12 protein-coding genes are annotated in these 15,994 nt (G+C 62.2%); 3 read left to right on the top strand and 9 right to left on the bottom strand.

What is annotated here, in order from left to right; all coding sequences use genetic code 11:
- Nucleotide 1 precedes the first annotated feature (1 nt).
- From HPY65_03670 to glyQ, 4 genes are all read right to left on the bottom strand, one after another.
- Nucleotides 2–2,476 (bottom strand): CHASE2 domain-containing protein, encoded by a 2,475-nt coding sequence (locus tag HPY65_03670; protein ID NPU83565.1) that lies wholly within the window; start codon nucleotides 2,474–2,476, stop codon nucleotides 2–4.
- Nucleotides 2,477–2,655: 179 nt separating this feature from the next.
- Nucleotides 2,656–4,953, bottom strand: coding sequence for a GspE/PulE family protein (locus HPY65_03665; GenBank protein ID NPU83564.1), 2,298 nt, complete (start codon nucleotides 4,951–4,953; stop codon nucleotides 2,656–2,658).
- A gap of 179 nt (nucleotides 4,954–5,132) precedes the next feature.
- On the bottom strand, nucleotides 5,133–7,205 hold the full coding sequence (locus tag HPY65_03660) for a glycine--tRNA ligase subunit beta (GenBank protein NPU83563.1): 2,073 nt from the start codon (nucleotides 7,203–7,205) through the stop codon (nucleotides 5,133–5,135).
- A 203-nt stretch (nucleotides 7,206–7,408) separates the two neighbouring features.
- A complete protein-coding gene (gene glyQ, locus HPY65_03655) occupies nucleotides 7,409–8,293 on the bottom strand; it encodes a glycine--tRNA ligase subunit alpha (GenBank protein NPU83562.1) in 885 nt (294 codons plus the stop codon).
- A 340-nt stretch (nucleotides 8,294–8,633) separates the two neighbouring features.
- Between glyQ and HPY65_03650 the strand changes: the two genes are divergently transcribed.
- Genes HPY65_03650 through HPY65_03640 form a run of 3 tightly spaced genes read left to right on the top strand, consistent with a single transcriptional unit; the run spans nucleotide 8,634 to nucleotide 11,466 of the window.
- Nucleotides 8,634–10,739: a hypothetical protein gene (locus HPY65_03650; GenBank protein ID NPU83561.1), complete on the top strand. Its 2,106-nt coding sequence runs from the start codon at nucleotides 8,634–8,636 to the stop codon at nucleotides 10,737–10,739.
- A gap of 22 nt (nucleotides 10,740–10,761) precedes the next feature.
- Entirely contained in the window at nucleotides 10,762–11,157 is a 396-nt protein-coding gene (locus HPY65_03645; protein ID NPU83560.1) for a hypothetical protein, read from the top strand.
- Between the two features lie 51 nt (nucleotides 11,158–11,208).
- Nucleotides 11,209–11,466 (top strand): acyl carrier protein, encoded by a 258-nt coding sequence (locus tag HPY65_03640; GenBank protein NPU83559.1) that lies wholly within the window; start codon nucleotides 11,209–11,211, stop codon nucleotides 11,464–11,466.
- Between the two features lie 43 nt (nucleotides 11,467–11,509).
- Here HPY65_03640 and HPY65_03635 read toward each other — a convergent pair whose 3' ends face one another.
- From HPY65_03635 to HPY65_03615, 5 genes are read right to left on the bottom strand one after another with little or no spacing between them, the layout of a single operon-like run.
- Nucleotides 11,510–12,949, bottom strand: a complete 1,440-nt coding sequence (locus HPY65_03635; protein NPU83558.1) for a radical SAM protein — start codon at nucleotides 12,947–12,949, stop codon at nucleotides 11,510–11,512.
- 21 nt (nucleotides 12,950–12,970) lie between these two features.
- Nucleotides 12,971–13,969, bottom strand: coding sequence for a BtrH N-terminal domain-containing protein (locus HPY65_03630; protein NPU83557.1), 999 nt, complete (start codon nucleotides 13,967–13,969; stop codon nucleotides 12,971–12,973).
- On the bottom strand, nucleotides 13,966–14,484 hold the full coding sequence (locus HPY65_03625) for a hypothetical protein (GenBank protein NPU83556.1): 519 nt from the start codon (nucleotides 14,482–14,484) through the stop codon (nucleotides 13,966–13,968). Before HPY65_03625 ends, HPY65_03630 begins: the two co-directional genes overlap by 4 nt.
- Before the next feature lie 13 nt (nucleotides 14,485–14,497).
- Nucleotides 14,498–15,124, bottom strand: coding sequence for a glycerol-3-phosphate acyltransferase (locus HPY65_03620; GenBank protein NPU83555.1), 627 nt, complete (start codon nucleotides 15,122–15,124; stop codon nucleotides 14,498–14,500).
- Nucleotides 15,121–15,978, bottom strand: a complete 858-nt coding sequence (locus tag HPY65_03615; GenBank protein NPU83554.1) for a 1-acyl-sn-glycerol-3-phosphate acyltransferase — start codon at nucleotides 15,976–15,978, stop codon at nucleotides 15,121–15,123. Before HPY65_03615 ends, HPY65_03620 begins: the two co-directional genes overlap by 4 nt.
- Nucleotides 15,979–15,994: the final 16 nt, after the last annotated feature.

Here is a 15,994-nt window from a genome sequence, read left to right as displayed (position 1 = left end):
CTTACGATTTAAGAGCCTGCACAAGGTCCTCGGCCATTTCCGAGCCCTTCTGGTACCGCTGTTCGCGATCCTTGGCCAGGGCCTTGTCCAGAACGGCCTGAAGGGCGGGCGATATGTCCGGAACCAGTTCGACCACCCGGGGGGGCACCCCTGTCGTGATGTTGAACATCAGGGTAGCAATGCTGTCTCCCTGGAAAGGCTTGGCACCCGTAAGCAGCTCGAATAGCACAACCCCCAGGGAAAACAGATCGGACCGCCCGTCCACCTTCTGGCCGGCAATCTGCTCGGGCGACATGTAGCTGGGCGTCCCCAGGACCACTCCCGTCTGGGTCTTCGAAGTCGTGACCACCCGGGCGATGCCGAAGTCGGCGACCCGGACCTCGCCGTTCTTGAGGATCATGATGTTCGCCGGCTTGATGTCGCGGTGGACGACGTCGTGCTCATGGGCGTAATCGAGGGCGTTCGCCGTAGCCGCAACGATCCGGACCACCTCGTGAAGAGGCAGGAGGTTTTCCTTCTGGCAGTATTTCGTCAGATCCGAGCCGGAGAGAAGCTCCATGGCCATATAGGCGATTTCATAGTCCTCGCCGACATCATAGATCGTGACGATGTTCGGGTGGGACAGCCGCCCGGCGGCCTCGGCCTCGCGGAAGAAACGCTTCTTCACTTCCGCCAGCTGCTCTTCGTCGATATCCTCGTACCGGAGGGTCTTGATGGCCACCTCCCGGTTGATCTTGGGATCTTTCCCCAAGTATACGGTCCCCATGGCGCCGCGTCCAAGCTCCTTCACGACCTCGTACCGGCCCAGCGTGGGTTTCGTCTCGGCACTGTCGATCAGGACGGTCCCGTCCTTCTTGGCTCCGCCGAGACCGAAGATCATTGTCTCGCCGGCCACCTTGAGCTTCCGGATGCGGTCGTCCACATCCTTGAAGGCACCGGCGGTACGGATATGCTCGTAGGCCGCCACAGCCTTGTTGAACATCCGCTTGCGCTCGAAATCGAGGCCCAGGTTGTAGACAAGTTCCTTCACCGACTCGTCCTCCACGGGGCACTTCCGGAACTTGTCGAAGGCCATGTCCAGCATTCCCTGGCCCTGGAAGGACAGCCCGAGCATCTTGTTCGTTTCGATGCCGTCCGCCTCCATGTGCTCCTTGGTCTTCTCCGTCCACAGGAACCGCTTCGATACGATCACGATGTAGCCCGCCAGGAGCAGCACGGCGGGATAAAACATCTTGATCCACCACCCCTGTGACACGAGGAGGAACATGGACGTTCCGCACCATGCCACGAGCAGAAGCAGGGAAATCATGGCGCTCAGCCAGGCCTTCATGCGGGGAATGGCGAAGGCCAGGAAGAGGCCGAAGAGAATCGCCACGGCGATCTCGACCCAGAAGGCCCAGTCGGGACGAACCACAAAATCACGGTTGTTGATGATGTCGGTGATCACGTTCGAGAGCCCGACAAAAGACGGGACGTTCGGACCAAGCGGGGTCACCTGGAGCGCTCCCATACCCACCGCATTGAGGGCGATGAGGACGATCTTGTCCCTGAACGCCTCCGGCGGAACCTTGTTGCCGACCACGTCCACGAACGAATAGACCGTGGGGAGCTGGGAATAGCTCACAAACATGCGGTTATCCGGCTGGACGGGGATCACGAGGCGGCCGATGCGGAGTCCTTCCCGGGCGGTCAGGTCCTTGATGTCGTAATTCAGGTATTTCAGGGTGAGCTGCAGCGACAGGGACGGGAAAAAGCGGTTCTCGTAGTTGATCAGGAGAGGCTCGGTCCTGACGGCGCCGTCCCGGTCGGCCATGATATTCAGATGGCCGAGGGCCGCGGCCTTCTCGGCAAACTCCGGGATGGGGGGCGTGATCTCGACGGCCGTCAACCCGCTGGCGAGGCCGGGAATGGATACCGAATTCCGCTTCAGCACCTCCGGCATGTCCTTCCGTTCGCCGCCGAAGGCGTTTCCGAGCTGAAAATACAGGGGCAGGACCACCCGCTTGCTCTCATCCAGGCTCGCGGCAAGCCGGGCATCGTTGTCGAGGCGGCTCTCCGCTTCCTTCAGCATGGTGAAGAGCTGGCCGGCCTGGGCGGCGCCGCTCTCGAATTCCTTGAGGATGTTCCGGATTTCGATCAGACCCTGATTCAGGTCCGGCTCGGAGTAGATGATGTTTACCCCTACGACCTTGGCCTCGGCCTGCCGGAGAAACCAGATCATCTGGGCAATGTAGTGGCGGGGCCAGGGCCATCGGCCGATACCGGCGATGCTGGCATCGTCGATGGCCACGACGACGACGGGAGAGGGAGCCGTCCGGGCGGAGGGATTCTGCCGCAGGGAGAGCCCCAGGTCGTAAGCGCCGTAATTGATCCGTTCCAGGGGACCCCATTGAAAATAAAGGGCCAGAAGCGCCAGGACGGTCAGAACAAGGCCGATTGCGGCATCGGCCGCGAACGAACCCTTCCACTTGCTCATTGCACTCCCCTGCCCGCTTGCATCATGCCTCTCCTAAACCGGCCGCCTGTGGATTCTTCCCGGCGTGCGCCCCTGATTCCGCCTGCGCTGCGAGATCTCATGCACGAGAAAAATTCACAAAAATATACAAAAAACGGCCAGCAGTTACAATCTTTTTATCATTTCAAGCCCTTGGCAGGCTACTTGATGCAAACTCTCCTGACCTGCTTGAAATCGGTCACTCCCTGGATGGCTTTCTGGATGCCGTCCTGGAGCAGGGTGGTCATCCCCTGGTCCATGGCCAGAGCCCGCATTTCCTCGATGGTGGCATGTTTCTGAACGAGCCGCTTCATTTCGTCCGTCCCCAGCAGAAGCTCGTGGATCCCCATCCGGCCCTTGTATCCCGACCCGTCGCAGGCGGGGCATCCCTTCGGCCGATAAAGGGTCAGACCTTCACTGTAGGGCACATTGAGTTTCCCGAAATCCTCCTGCCCGTAACTCATGACGATCTCCTCAAACTCCGCCTGGGTCGGATGGTATGCCTCCTTGCAGTTTTTGCAGAGGGTCCGCACCAGTCGCTGGGCCAGAATGGCCAGGAGGGCGTCGGCGAAATTGAGGGGATCGATCCCCATGTCCAGGAGGCGGGTGATCGTCTCCGGCGCACTGTTCGTATGGAGGGTGCTGAAGACGAGATGACCCGTCAGGGAGGCCTCAACGCCCGTCTTGGCCGTCTCGAAGTCGCGCATTTCCCCGACCATGATCACGTCCGGATCGGCCCGGAGAAAGGCCCGCATGGCGGCGGCGAAATCGAAGCCGATCTTGGGCTGGACCTGGACCTGCCGGAGTCCGTACTGGGTGATTTCCACCGGGTCCTCGGCCGTCCAGATCTTGCGGTCGGGGGTATTGATGTGCTTCAGCGCCGCGTGGAGGGTCGTGGTCTTCCCGGATCCGGTCGGTCCCACCACCAGGACCATCCCGTAGGGCTTTTCGCAGGAGTTGACCAGTTCCTTGTAATTCCGGGGCAGCATGCCCATGGCCTCGAGGGGAAGGGTCTCCCCCTTGGCGAGGATGCGCATGACGACGTCCTCCACCCCGCCCTGGGTCGGGATGGTGGCGACGCGGAGCTCGATCTCGTCGCCGCCGGCACGGCGGAACTTGATCTTGCCGTCCTGGGGGATCCGCTTCACGGTGATGTCCAGGTTGGACATGATCTTGATTCTTGAAACGAGGGCGTTCCGATAACTGAAGGGAACGGTCTGGTAGAGACCGCAGTCGCCGTCGACGCGAAGGCGGATCTCCACGTTCTTCTTGGTCACGTTCGGCTCGATGTGAATATCCGAAGTCCGCCGGTGGTAGGCATCGTTGATGATCTTGTTCACCAGTTGCATGATGGCGCTGTCCGACTCGGTGACGACCTCCTCACCCTCCTCGAACGCCTCCTCATCCGGGGCGTCCATCCTGCCCAGAATCTCCGAGATGGAGGTCTCGTCCACCGTGGAATGGAAAAACTGGGCGATGTACTTGATGATGTCCTCCGGCAGGGAGACGTCGTACTTGACGGCTTTGGTCTTCAGGAGGCTTTCGATGGTGTCCCGCTTGAGGATGTTGTTCGGGTCGTCGACGATGACATGAATCTGGCCGTCGATCTTCTCGATGGGCACCCACAGCTCCCGGCGAAGGTATTCGGGCTTGAGGTTTTTCAGGAGCTCCCCCGGAATGGGGAGCTTGTCGTTGAACTGGATGAAGCGGCAGCGGTAGAATTCTTCGTAGGATTTCCCGATGTCTTCCCTGGAGACCTTGAACTTCTTCATCAGGAAGTTTTCCATGGTCTCCTTCTGTTCCCGGGCCTCGTCCCAGGAGCCATCCAGTTCTTCCTCCTTCAGAAGTCCACGAACGACGAGATAGTCGAACTTGGTCTTCCGCCTCCTGGCGAACCGCTCCTGGTTGAAGAAGGAGACTCCGAGAACCTGGGCGATTTCCTTCAGAAAATTCTCTTCATCCTCGGAAAACTTGCCCGTCGCGCCCCTGCGGTTGATGATCTGGACCACCCCCATCACGGTATTGCTGTACAGAACCGGCATGGCCAGGATCTGTCGGGTCCGGAACCCCGTCTTCTTGTCCCAGCTCGGGTCGAAGTTCAGATTCTTGTCGATCTTCCCGAGTTCCTCCACGTCATAGGCGTCCGCGATGTTCACCGTCTTGCCCGTGTTGGCCACAAAGCCGGCGATGCTCTTGTTGCTGATGGGAACGCGGATGTCCCTGAGCTCCGTTCCGCTGAGAAACATGGAGTAGATTTCGTTGCGGATCTTGTCCACGACATAGATCGTGACGGAATGGGCGTCGAACAGCGTGAGGATGCCGTCCTTCAGGTCCACCAGGATTTGTTTCAGGTTCTGGGCTGCATGGATGCGGTTGGTGATGTCCTGAAGCTGCTTGCGGAGGATGAGCTTCTCTTCGAGCTCGGAGATTTTTTTGCTGCTGACGGGATCCGACGCCATATTATTCACTCCCGCCGGTCCGCACGCATTCCCGATCGGACGCCTGCAGACCGGCTGTTCCTTTTTCTGTCAAGGCCGGCTCCGCGGCCGATCCGCGGGCACCGGCATTGTTGCTCCCCATGGAAACGGGGTCAAGGCACGCGGGAATCCGCCGTCCCTTCCGGGCTTCTTCCCCCGTTTCACGACTCCGTAACAATCTTCGAGAAATCGGCCACCTGCCGGAAAAAGGAGGAGATCTCGCTGAGCAGCGACAGGCGGTTGAAACGGATCCGGTCGTCTTTCGCCATGACCAGAACCTTCTCGAAGAAGGCATCCACCGGTCCGCGGATCCCGGCCATTTCCGAAAGGGCCGCCATATAATCGTGCCGGGAGATGCCCGACTGGGCCTTTTCCTTCATGGACAGGAAGGCCTCATGGAGCGTCTTTTCCTCCTCGCCCTCGAAAAGAGAGGGATCCACGCTCCCTCCCTGAAAGTCGCGGATGATGTTGCCCGCCCGCTTGAAGGCCGTCGCCAGGGGCCGATAGGCCTCGTGGGACTTGAAGACGTCCATGGCCTTGACCCGCAGGAGGACCTGCACGGCGTCGGTCGCCCCGGCGGCTAGGACGGCGTCGACCACGTCATAGGCGTAGCCCTGGGTCATGAGCTGGTTCTGGAAACGGGCCTGGAAGAACGACAGGACGTCGGCCTTCACCTCCGCCGGGGGCCGCTTCACCAGGGGGCCCAGGATGGAGAGGCTCTCGTCCACGAGATCGCCGAGGTCGAGGGCGTAGCCCCTTTCCAGGATGATGTTCAGGATGCCCAGGGCCTGCCGGCGCAGGGCATAGGGATCGGCCGTTCCCGTGGGAACGACGTTGACTCCGAAAAAGCCGACGATCGTGTCCAGCTTGTCGGCGATGCTGACGACGGCCCCTTCGTCCGTCCCGGGCAGGTCACCGCCGGCGACCACCGGAAGGTAGTGTTCGTAGATCCCGCGGGCCACGGAGGGCTCCTCGCCCGCAAGCAGACTGTACTCCCGTCCCATGACGCCCTGCAGCTCCGGAAACTCCCCGACCATCTGTGTATCCAGGTCCGCCTTGGCGAGCCAGGCCGTCCGGTCGACGGTCTCTTTCTTTGCCGGGCAGACCCGGCCGGCGATGACCGACGCCAGCGCCCGGAAGCGCTCCACCTTGTCGAAGGACGTCCCCAGCAGGCTGTGATACACGACCTTGCGGAGATCCTCCACGCGCCGGTCGAGGGGGATCTTCTGATCCTCGTCGAAGAAGAACCGGGCATCGGAGAGGCGGGCCCGAATGACCTTCTCATTGCCCCGGGTAACCACAGCGGGGTCCCGCGCCGGCGTGTTGTTCACCGTCAGGAAGTGGGCCAGGAGCTTTCCCCCTGCGTCCACGACGGGGAAGTACTTCTGATGGGACATCATGGAGGTGATGAGCACCTCTCCGGGGAGGGCCAGGTAGGCCGGGTCGTAACTGCCGCACACGACCGTCGGATACTCGACCAGAAACGTCACCGTATCCAGGAGATCGTCATTCTCCAGGGGTTGCCCGCCGACGGCTGCGGCCGCCTTGCGGCTCTCCTCCCGGATGATGCGCTTGCGCTCCTCCGGATCGACGATCACGCACTTGTTCCGGAGGACCTCCAGATAGTCATCGAACCCCTTCACGGGGGCCGGATCGGGACTTACGAAGCGATGTCCCCGGGTTTCCCGGCCGCTCACGATGTTCTCGACGGTCAACGGCACCACCTCGCCGCCGAACAGGGCCACGATCCAGTGGATGGGCCTTGGAAAGCGAAGGTCGAAGGAAGACCAGCGCATGGTTTTCTTGAAGGGAATGGAAACCAGCAGCTTCGCCAGGAGGCCCGGGAGAATCGATGCCGTCTCCACCCCGGCGATCCTCCTGCGGGCGCAGAAATACTCGCCCTTCTCCGTGGAAACCACCTCCAGTTGCGCGACGTCCAGCCCCTGTCCCCGGGCAAACCCGAGCAGGGCCTTCGTGGGATTTCCAGCCTCGTCATAGGCGACCTTGCGGGCCGGCCCCATCTTCTCCACCAGCTGGTCCTCCTGCCGTTCCGACACATCCGCCACGGTCAGACAAAGGCGGCGCGGCGTGGCGAGAGCCCGTACCGGTCCGTGAGAAATTCTCTCGCCGGCGAAGGCCTTCCGGCTCATCTCTTCGAGATCGGCGATGGCTTTCGGCAGGAAGCCCGCGGGGATTTCCTCCGTTCCGATTTCCAGCAGCAATTCCTTGCCCATGTTTATCTCCCGTATCCAGCGTATCCGCGTAACCGCTCCCCACAGGCTGACGGGAAACGCCCAACCGCCTCACTTCCTTCATCCTTTGTCCTTCGCGTCATCCGACACGCCGGACGACACGCCCCACGACTCAGGATCCCGGATATTCGGCTTTCGGGCTTATTTTTCCAGCCTGGTTCAACGGCATGATCAGAACTGCCCGCTCAGGAAGCGTTCCACTTCCGGTCCAGCAGAGGGAATCCCATTGTCTCCCGCTGTTTCAGGTATCCCTCGGCGCTGAGCCGGGCAAGGTTGCGTACCCGGCCGATGTAACTCGTCCGCTCGGCGGTGCTGATGGCCCCCCGGGCATTGAGCATGTTGAAGGTGTGCGAACACTTCAGGCAGCAGTCGTACGTCGGCAGGACAAGGTCCTGGCCTGCGGCCCGGATTCCCTCCGCCTCGTACATGTCGAACAGCGTCCTCAGCATGGCCGTATCGGCCTTCTCGAAATTATAGACGGACCACTCCACTTCACCCCGGTGATGCACATCGCCGTAAGTGACCGACTCGTTCCACTTCAGGTCGTAGACGTTGTCCACCCCCTGGATGTACATGGCGATCCGCTCGATGCCGTAGGTAATCTCCGCGCAAACGGGCTTGAGATCGAAGCCCCCCACCTGCTGGAAATAGGTGAACTGGGTGATTTCCATCCCATCCAGCCAGACCTCCCAGCCAAGCCCCCAGGCCCCGACGGTGGGGGACTCCCAGTCGTCTTCCACAAAACGGATGTCGTGGTCCAGGGGATCGATCCCGAAGCTGCGGAGCGAATCCAGATAAAGTTCCTGGATGTTCAGGGGAGAGGGCTTCATGATCACCTGGTACTGGTAGTAATGCTGCAGGCGGTTCGGATTTTCCCCGTAGCGCCCGTCGGTGGGCCTCCGGGACGGTTCCACGTAGGCCACGTTCCACGGCTCCGGCCCCAGGGAGCGGAGAAACGTGGCCGGATTGAAGGTTCCCGCACCGACCTCCAGGTCATAGGGCTGCTGGATGACGCAGCCCTTGCCGGCCCAATAGTGCTCGAGGGCCAGGACAAGCTCTTGAAAGGTCATTCATGCCTCCTCACGTCCCTGCGAAGGATTGCCGCAGGGTTCCCGAAAATGTATCGGCGGCCCGCTCCGCCCACTGGCGCCTCCGGCCCGTGGCAGAGGCTCAAAACCGCGCCGTTGCCTGCTTTCCCAAAGGTCGTCATTCCTAACATGCACCATAACCACTGTCAACAGGATTGTTCCCCCGTAATCGCTGAAAATGATTTGACATCAGGCAATCGATCCATTAGATTACGCCCTGCCCGGAGGAAGGGATCACCCCCCGTACAGGGGTATTGGGTCCCTGCGGTTTTTCGAATTTCCAGCCCGTTACCGGGTACAAGACAGGAAAGGACCATCGTCGATGCCTTCTGAATTCCGAAAAAGGATTCTGGTCCTGTTCATACTGCTCCTGGCAGGACCGGCCCTCGCTGCGACCTCCATTCCCCTGAGCAAATGGGTGACGCTCCGTTCCGACGATTCCGGCGCAGTCAGGGAGACCATTCGCTCGGAGGTGGACAAGCGGGAGGGCTTTTCGACGTCCCAGGAGGAAAGGGCGAATCTGAAGTCCGCGGAGGATGAAAAAGAGCGGGATGACTCCACCTACAAGAAGGCGGTCTCCAATGCGAACCGCGAGTTCATCCGGGCCAAGAAGAAACGGGACGACCTGACGAGCCGATACCAGGCCGTTTTTTCGGAACGGGAAGAGCAGCAGAAAAACGTCCGAACCATCCGGACCGGCATCGAAAACCTGGACAGCCAGATCGCCCGCTACAACCAGGACATCCAGGCCCAGCAGGCATCCCTCAAGAAATGGCTCCAGACCGAGAAGCAGGGAGAGGCCGCCGTGGCGGTCCTGTTCACCCGGGGCTTCAAGGACAAGGCCCATACGCTGGAGGCCCTGGCCGATCAGGCCTCCTCCCCTCTGATGGCCCATTACATGGGAACCTACATCCAATCCTTTTCGAAGGTCATTAACACGGTCCTGTCGGTGGACTTTATCCGCGCCATCGAGGAGGGTACAGCCAAGTGGAACAACGAGGAGCCCCTCCGCTACGAAATGGAAAAGGGAGCCCGGGGAACGACCTATCTCCGGCTGAAGCGCTACGAGCTCTATCCATTCCAGGCGCCAAAGGCGGGGCGCGTCAAGCCACCGCCGGCCTCCCGGGGCATCCGGGCGGTCGTCGTGACCAGCAAGAAGGACCTGGACAATTTCCTCGTCGAGAACCGCTATACCCCCACCGCACATGACCTCGACCGCGCCTACCGGATGATCCGCGAGACCACGCAGATGAACACCGCCGCCGAGGAAGGGCTCCGGGAGCAGGTCAAGTCCTACCAGGACCGCATCGCCTCCCTCCAGAAGAGGATTCGGGAGGCCCAGGCAGACAAGGAAAGTCAGTCGTCCATCCTGAAACGCCGGGAACTGGAGCTGGACAAGATATCCCAGGAGGCGGCCACCGTTCAATCCCAGAAAGAAGAGGCGGACCGGGCCTTCCGGGATGCCCAGCAGGCCGTCCACGACACCAAGCGGGTCCGTGAATCCATCATCTTCAAAACCGCGCTGGCGACGGCCCGGGGATCCCAGACGCCGGCCGAGGCCTCGGCGCTGGCGATCATCGACAAGCTGGCGGAGGTAAGAAACGACGCCAAGACACAACACTCGACATCCACCACGGAAGTGACGAATTTCACCGTCACCAACGAGTCGTCCCACCAGGCCGTGACGGAGGCCCGGATCCTGTCCGTGCGCCTCATTTCCTTCATCAACGAGGGGGACAGCGTCCGGGTGAAGATGGCGTTCCGGGTGCGGACTGTCCTGGAGGAGAGCGCGAACGACGGGAAACGGGTGGCGGATTACAGGCCGGCCGAACGGAAACCCGCAGATCGAAGACCCCTTGACCGCACACCGGCTGCCAAGCCTCCTCCCGAGGAGAAAGACAAGGATGACGGCTTCTTCGCCCGGATCCTGCCGTCACCGGAGCCGTCCCGGGATGTCGAAAAGCCCGCCGCACCGGCTCCGGTCCGGCGAAATCCGCACGCCATCGGTTCCCACGAGGGCAACGATGTCCTGTTCGAGCTGATCAGCGTGAAATCAGCAGGCAAGGACCTCCTGGTCCGGGTGGACATCACCAACATGACGGAGGATTCGATCCGCAGCGTGGCTCTGTACGATCAGGCCTACCGCTGGACCAAGTCCCGGATTACCGATTCGGAGGGAAAGGAACACAACGTGTCGGAAGTCACGTTCTATAGCGGGAGCGAAAAGACGACCATGTACAGTGCCGGGAGCAGGGGGGTGCCCCTTGAAGGCCGGGCAACCAAAAGCGTCCTGATGCACTTCAAGCAGGTCCCGGGCACGAGATCCATTCGCAAGCTGACGATTCATCCCTACGTTTATCACCGCAAGGTTTTCTGGTCCTGGCAGGAGTTCGATTTCGCCTTTCAGAACGTCCGAGTGTCCCGGTGACGCGCAGAAGACAGGTCTGGGCATGATCCGGAAGATCGCGGAGCGCCTGGCCCGGACGGAGTATGTCCGGGACGCCCTCGAGCATCCCGCGGACCTGCGGGAAATTCGCAGAAAACCCTCACCCCGGGTATGGGCCGGCCTTTTCCTCGTCGGCCTCAGTTACATCATCGGCTGGCCGGCGGTGGCCGTCTTCGGGGTGCTGGCCGCCTGGTTCCGGGAACCCCTGATCGTCGCCATCGGGGGACCCCTGACGTACGGGCTGTCCCACCTGATGTTCCTCGCCGGGGCGTGGCTCGCGGGCGCGCAGTACATCCGGCTGCTCACGAAGCATGTCACCGGGAGGGCCATGGGAAAGATTTTCCTCCGGAACGGCCGCACCGTCACGAAGCCCCTGGACGGTCGGAACGGAGAAGAGTAATGCACCCGCGAAGGTGCAACGTTATTCAAGGCAAGGAGAAGAAAGAAGGAAATGGACAATCTGAAGCAGGAACTGAAAACGAAGATTATTTCCACACTGGGCCTGATGGATGTGGGCCCGGAGGATATCGACGAAGCTGGTGCGCTGGTCGGTGGGGACCTGGGTCTGGACTCCATCGACGTGCTCGAACTGGTGATGATGATCGAGAAGGATTACGGGGTCAAGATCGACAACAAGGAACTGGGAGTCAAGGTCTTTGCCTCCCTCAACGCCCTGGCCGCATACATTATCGAGAACCGGACGAAATAGCGCCCCTGTCGGCCGATGAGACGGCGGAGCGATTTGCCGCGGGTTACGAGGGCGGTTCTCCCTTCGGTTCAAAGGAGTTCTTCGCCGTCCAGAACTGGGGCAGGTGGATGAACAGGTACCAGAGGCTCCAGCGGTGCTGCCATGTCCGGCGAATCAAACGGCGCCGCCAGCCTGGATCGGTGTAGAACCGCTTCACGTGCCGGTTGTACAGCTCGTCGAGGCGATCCCGCGAGGCGATGCCCCGGGGAACGAAGACGAAGTTCAGGCAGTTCATCAGCGGCCAGTCCTCCTCGAAGGTCCCCTCCTCCCGGATGGTGCTCCAGACGGGCGCTCCCGGGAACGGGGTGAACTTGGCCATGTTCATGTCGTCCAGTCCCAAGGACAGGCAGAAGTCGCTGGTCTTCCGGATCGATTCCTCGGTCTCGCCGGGGAGTCCCATCATGAACAGCCCCTTTGCCCGAAGACCGCTCTCCCGGATCATGGCCACGGTCTCACGGATCTCTTCCAGGGTCACCCCGGCCTTGTGACGGGCCAAGAGCTCCGGCTCCCCCGACTCGACACCCACGGAAACCATCAGGCACCCCGCCTCCTTGAGCATCTTGAGCAGTTCCCTGTCCGTATGGCCCGCCCGGACGGCGCAGTTGAACTGGATCCCCAGGGGCCGGGAGCACAGAAGCCGGCAGAGTTCGGCGATCCGCGGGCGATGGGCCGTAAAAAGATCGTCGTAAATATTGACATGGCGCACGCCGAAATGCCGCCGCAGGTGGCCCAGGTGCTCGTGGATGTATTCCGGCGAGTTCATGCGGTAGGACTGCCGGAAGACGGACCGGTCGCAGTAGCTGCAGCGGTAGGGACAGCCGCGGCTTGTCACCAGGGTGGCCCCCGGCGTCCGGATGTGGCTGAAGAGAGGCAGGTTATAGCCCCTCGGAAACCCCCGGAGCAGGTGATAAGCGGGGAAAGGAAGGCAATCCAGGTCCTCCAGCGGTTTGCGGTCCCGGTTGGCGACGACGCGTTCCCCGTCGCGCCGGATGAGGCCGTCGATCTCCTGTGGATCCCCGCCACCGGCCAGTGCCGCCAGCGTGACCTCCCCCTCGCCGGGGCAGAGATAATCGATGGCCGCGAATCGCTCCAGGAGCGCCCCGCCGACGGCCGATACGTGAACGCCCCCAAAGACGGTCCGGATCCCCGGATCGGCCTCCTTCAGGCGCACCGCCAGGGCATGGCCGTCGAGAAAGCTGGATGTTGTGGTGGAGAATCCCACCAGGTCGGGGTGGAATCCAAGCAGGCTCCGGACTACCGCCTCCGCACCCGGCGCGGCACCGGGCCCCAGGCAGTCCAAGACGGACACCTCGTGCCCCTCTCGCTCGAGCCAGGCGGCAATGGAGAGGAGGCCCAGCGGAGCCATCCGGTTGGCCACGGCGGCCATGTCCCGCCGGCCCCGGACCCAGTTGGACCCCGCCGGCTGGACCAGGGCGATGCGCATCGACAATCCCCCGCGCTGAAATCAGATTCCCTTTTTCAGCAGGACATACACGTCCCGCTCCACCTCGCCGCAGCGGCGGAGCAGTGCAGCGATTTCCTTCAGATCCGGAGCACCGTCGCGCTGCCGGATGATCCGGGCGCAAGCCAGGGCGAAGGTCCGCCACTGGTCCCCTGCCTCGGTCATTTTCCAGGACGCCTCTCCCAGGAGGGCCGAGTGCAGGATATCCGCCGCCTCCTGGAGAAAAGCGGCATACATGAAGCGAAAGCCTCCCCCCCCGGTTCCGATCTCCTCCTGCATCCGCACCATGTGCCCGAGGAACAGGCGAATATAGCGGCCGTCTTTGCTCCGCTCCATCCGTTCGATCTTCCGGGCCAGGTAGAAGATCCCGCGGATCCCGAAGGGCGGCGGCGAGGAAAGCATCATGAAGAGGGTCCGGGCAATCGCTTTCCGGATCAGGACCGGCAGGTCGACCGACGACGGGACCCCTTCGGGGTGGTAGACGAAACCCTTCGGGGCCATGACGCCCCGGGCGAAACGGGCATTCTCCAGGTCCGCCGCCGGGATGCGGACGGGATGCTCGAAAACGGGATCGCTCACCAGGAACTCTCCGTCTTCGACCCCGAATACGATCAGGTTGTGGACGTTGAACTGGAATCGCATCTCCGGGGGGAAGTACGTGAGCCAGTACGCCGAGGTCTGGAGCCCCACGATCTGACCTCTCCGCATGAAATCGACCAGTTCCTCCATCGCCCGGCGGGGGTCCCGGTAGGTCCGCTTCCGGAAGGGAACGCCGAGGCGGCTCTGGATGCCGCTGATGATGGTCCGGGGGAGGATCCGGTAGGAGATGGTGGGCATGTTGTTCATCCGGAGGAACGGGATGTAGGCAAACATGATGGCACTGGCGAGCCCGAAAACCATCGCCTCCGAGAGGTCGAGCCCGCTGTGCCGGAGAAGACCCGAAACGACGCCGCTCTCGCAGTGCCCGTAATGACGGTGTTCGAAGTCGATGACGTGCTTCAAGGGATGCTCCTTCGGGAAGATTTGCGGGCCGTCGATTCCGGGCCGGGGGTTCGTCCGGCCTCCCGATCATCGGTGGAGAGACCGGGGGGCAGCTCGTAGGTCTCCCGTTCCAGCACGTCGGGCCGGAACGGCTTGAGGGCGTCCGGGGGGACCCGCAGGACCCTGGCGTATTCCCTCAGCATCCCCTCTCCCAGCCGGTCGAAGACTTTTCCCTTCAAGTGGCGCCTGACCCGCCATCGCGGCAGGCCCATGGCCTGAGCCAGGACCGTCGGATCCATGCAGCGCTTGAACATGAAATAGGCGATGGGCGAGTCCTCCCCGAGGGCGACGCGCTGCCGGCACGCCTCCGCCTGCTCCTCGAATTCTTCGATGGCCTGGTACAGGATCACCTCCTCCACGTCCCAGCCGGTGGTCGGAACGGTCGTGTAATGCCCCTCCTCGTCCACGGCATAGGCCGCCTTGCGGGCGGTCCGGAAATGGCGGATGTCGTCCTGTGGCACGTCCCCTTTCTTCATGATGTTCCTCCCGTCAGCCCGCCTCCGGGCCGGTTTTTCCTGTCTCCGACTCGATCGCGGAAGCCTCCGCCTTCTGTCCTCCCCGGACTTCCCGCAGGTTCCGCCGGTGGCCCGCCAGGATCAGAAGAACCGTCGCCGTGACGGCGACCGCGGTTCCTGCAGACCCTCCGGCGGCCAGTCCTTCCCCCGCCGCCAAGGCGGCGATCATGAAAAAGGAAGCCACAAAGGGCACCCGAGCGACCGAGAAGACAAACACCCAGAGCGCCGCCGCCAGGACCGCCGCCCAGGGTGCCAGGGCTCCTGCGAATCCCAGGTAGGCGGCCACGCCCTTTCCGCCGCGGAAACCATGGAAGCAGGGGAACCGGTTGCCCGCCACCAGCGCGAGCCCCAGCCAGGGGACCTGTTCCGGGGGCAGGAACATCATTCCCAGAATCGCCGCGGCCACGGCCCGCCCCACGTCCAGAAGCAGGACCGCCGCCGCCCAGAAGGGACCGGCCATCCGGTACACATTGGTAGTTCCGGCGTTTCCGCTGAAGCGACCCCGGGGATCCCCCTTCCCCAGAATGGCAAGAACGAGGATGGCGAAGTTCACCGAGGCGGCGGCATAGACGGCCCCCGCCCATAGCAGGCAGTCCGTCACGGCGTCCCTGTCCCTTCTGCCGGCCGCTCTCCGTCGGGGCAGGCTGCTTCCGCAAAAACCCTCTCCTGTTCCTGAAGCTCCCGCTCGTCGTACAGGGCCTGAACCCGGCCGATCAGGTCATTGAGTGAAAAGTCCGGTGCATCCCAGTCGGGGTGCAAAAGCGCCAGCAACTCGATCGTTACCGGCTCCCGGATGCCCGTACGAAAGAGAAATCGGTCCGGCGGGAACAGCCGGTGGGTGTTCGCGATCCTGACTACACCGAGCGGCGCGCGGCAGCGGGCGGCGATCCGGAAGGCCCCCCGGCTGAAGGGGCGCCGGAGGCCGTCCCGGCTCCGCGTCCCCTCGGGGAAAATGAAGAGATTCCCGCCCGTGGAGAGGTACCGGTCCATGTCCTCAACCCGCTTGATCATGAGGGTTGAGAAGAGATCCCCGTTCGCAGAGGAGGGGAGGTAGCCCGCCGTTTTCAGGACCCAACCGAAAAGCGGATAGTGGAAAAAATCGCTCCGGACGATCGTCTTCTGCCGGTCGAAGATGGAGAGGAACAGAATCGGATCGAGATAGGACAGGTGATTCGAGACGATCACCGTCGAGCGAAGCGTGCGGACGTCCGCCCCGATCCGGAGGGAAAGCCCGGGGATCAGCCACTGGACCAGGCGGAAGAAACCCCGGTAGAAACGGCTGTTCATCCCCTGGAACGTCGCTTCCCGGTCGTTCGAGAACAGGTGCGCCAGTCCATAGAAAGGCAGAATCAGCGTGCCCGCCAGAAAATATACCCATAGCAGGAGCGTCACCAGGAGGTCGATCAGCGCCCTGGAAACGGAGCGGCGGGGGTTCATGGGTCGCGTTGCATTCATCTGCACCGTCCGGGAG

Source organism: Syntrophaceae bacterium (genome assembly GCA_013177825.1).
Classification (GTDB): domain Bacteria; phylum Desulfobacterota; class Syntrophia; order Syntrophales; family PHBD01; genus PHBD01.
The sequence above is the reverse complement of the archived record's forward strand: the minus strand, read 5'-3'. Positions and strand labels throughout refer to the sequence as shown.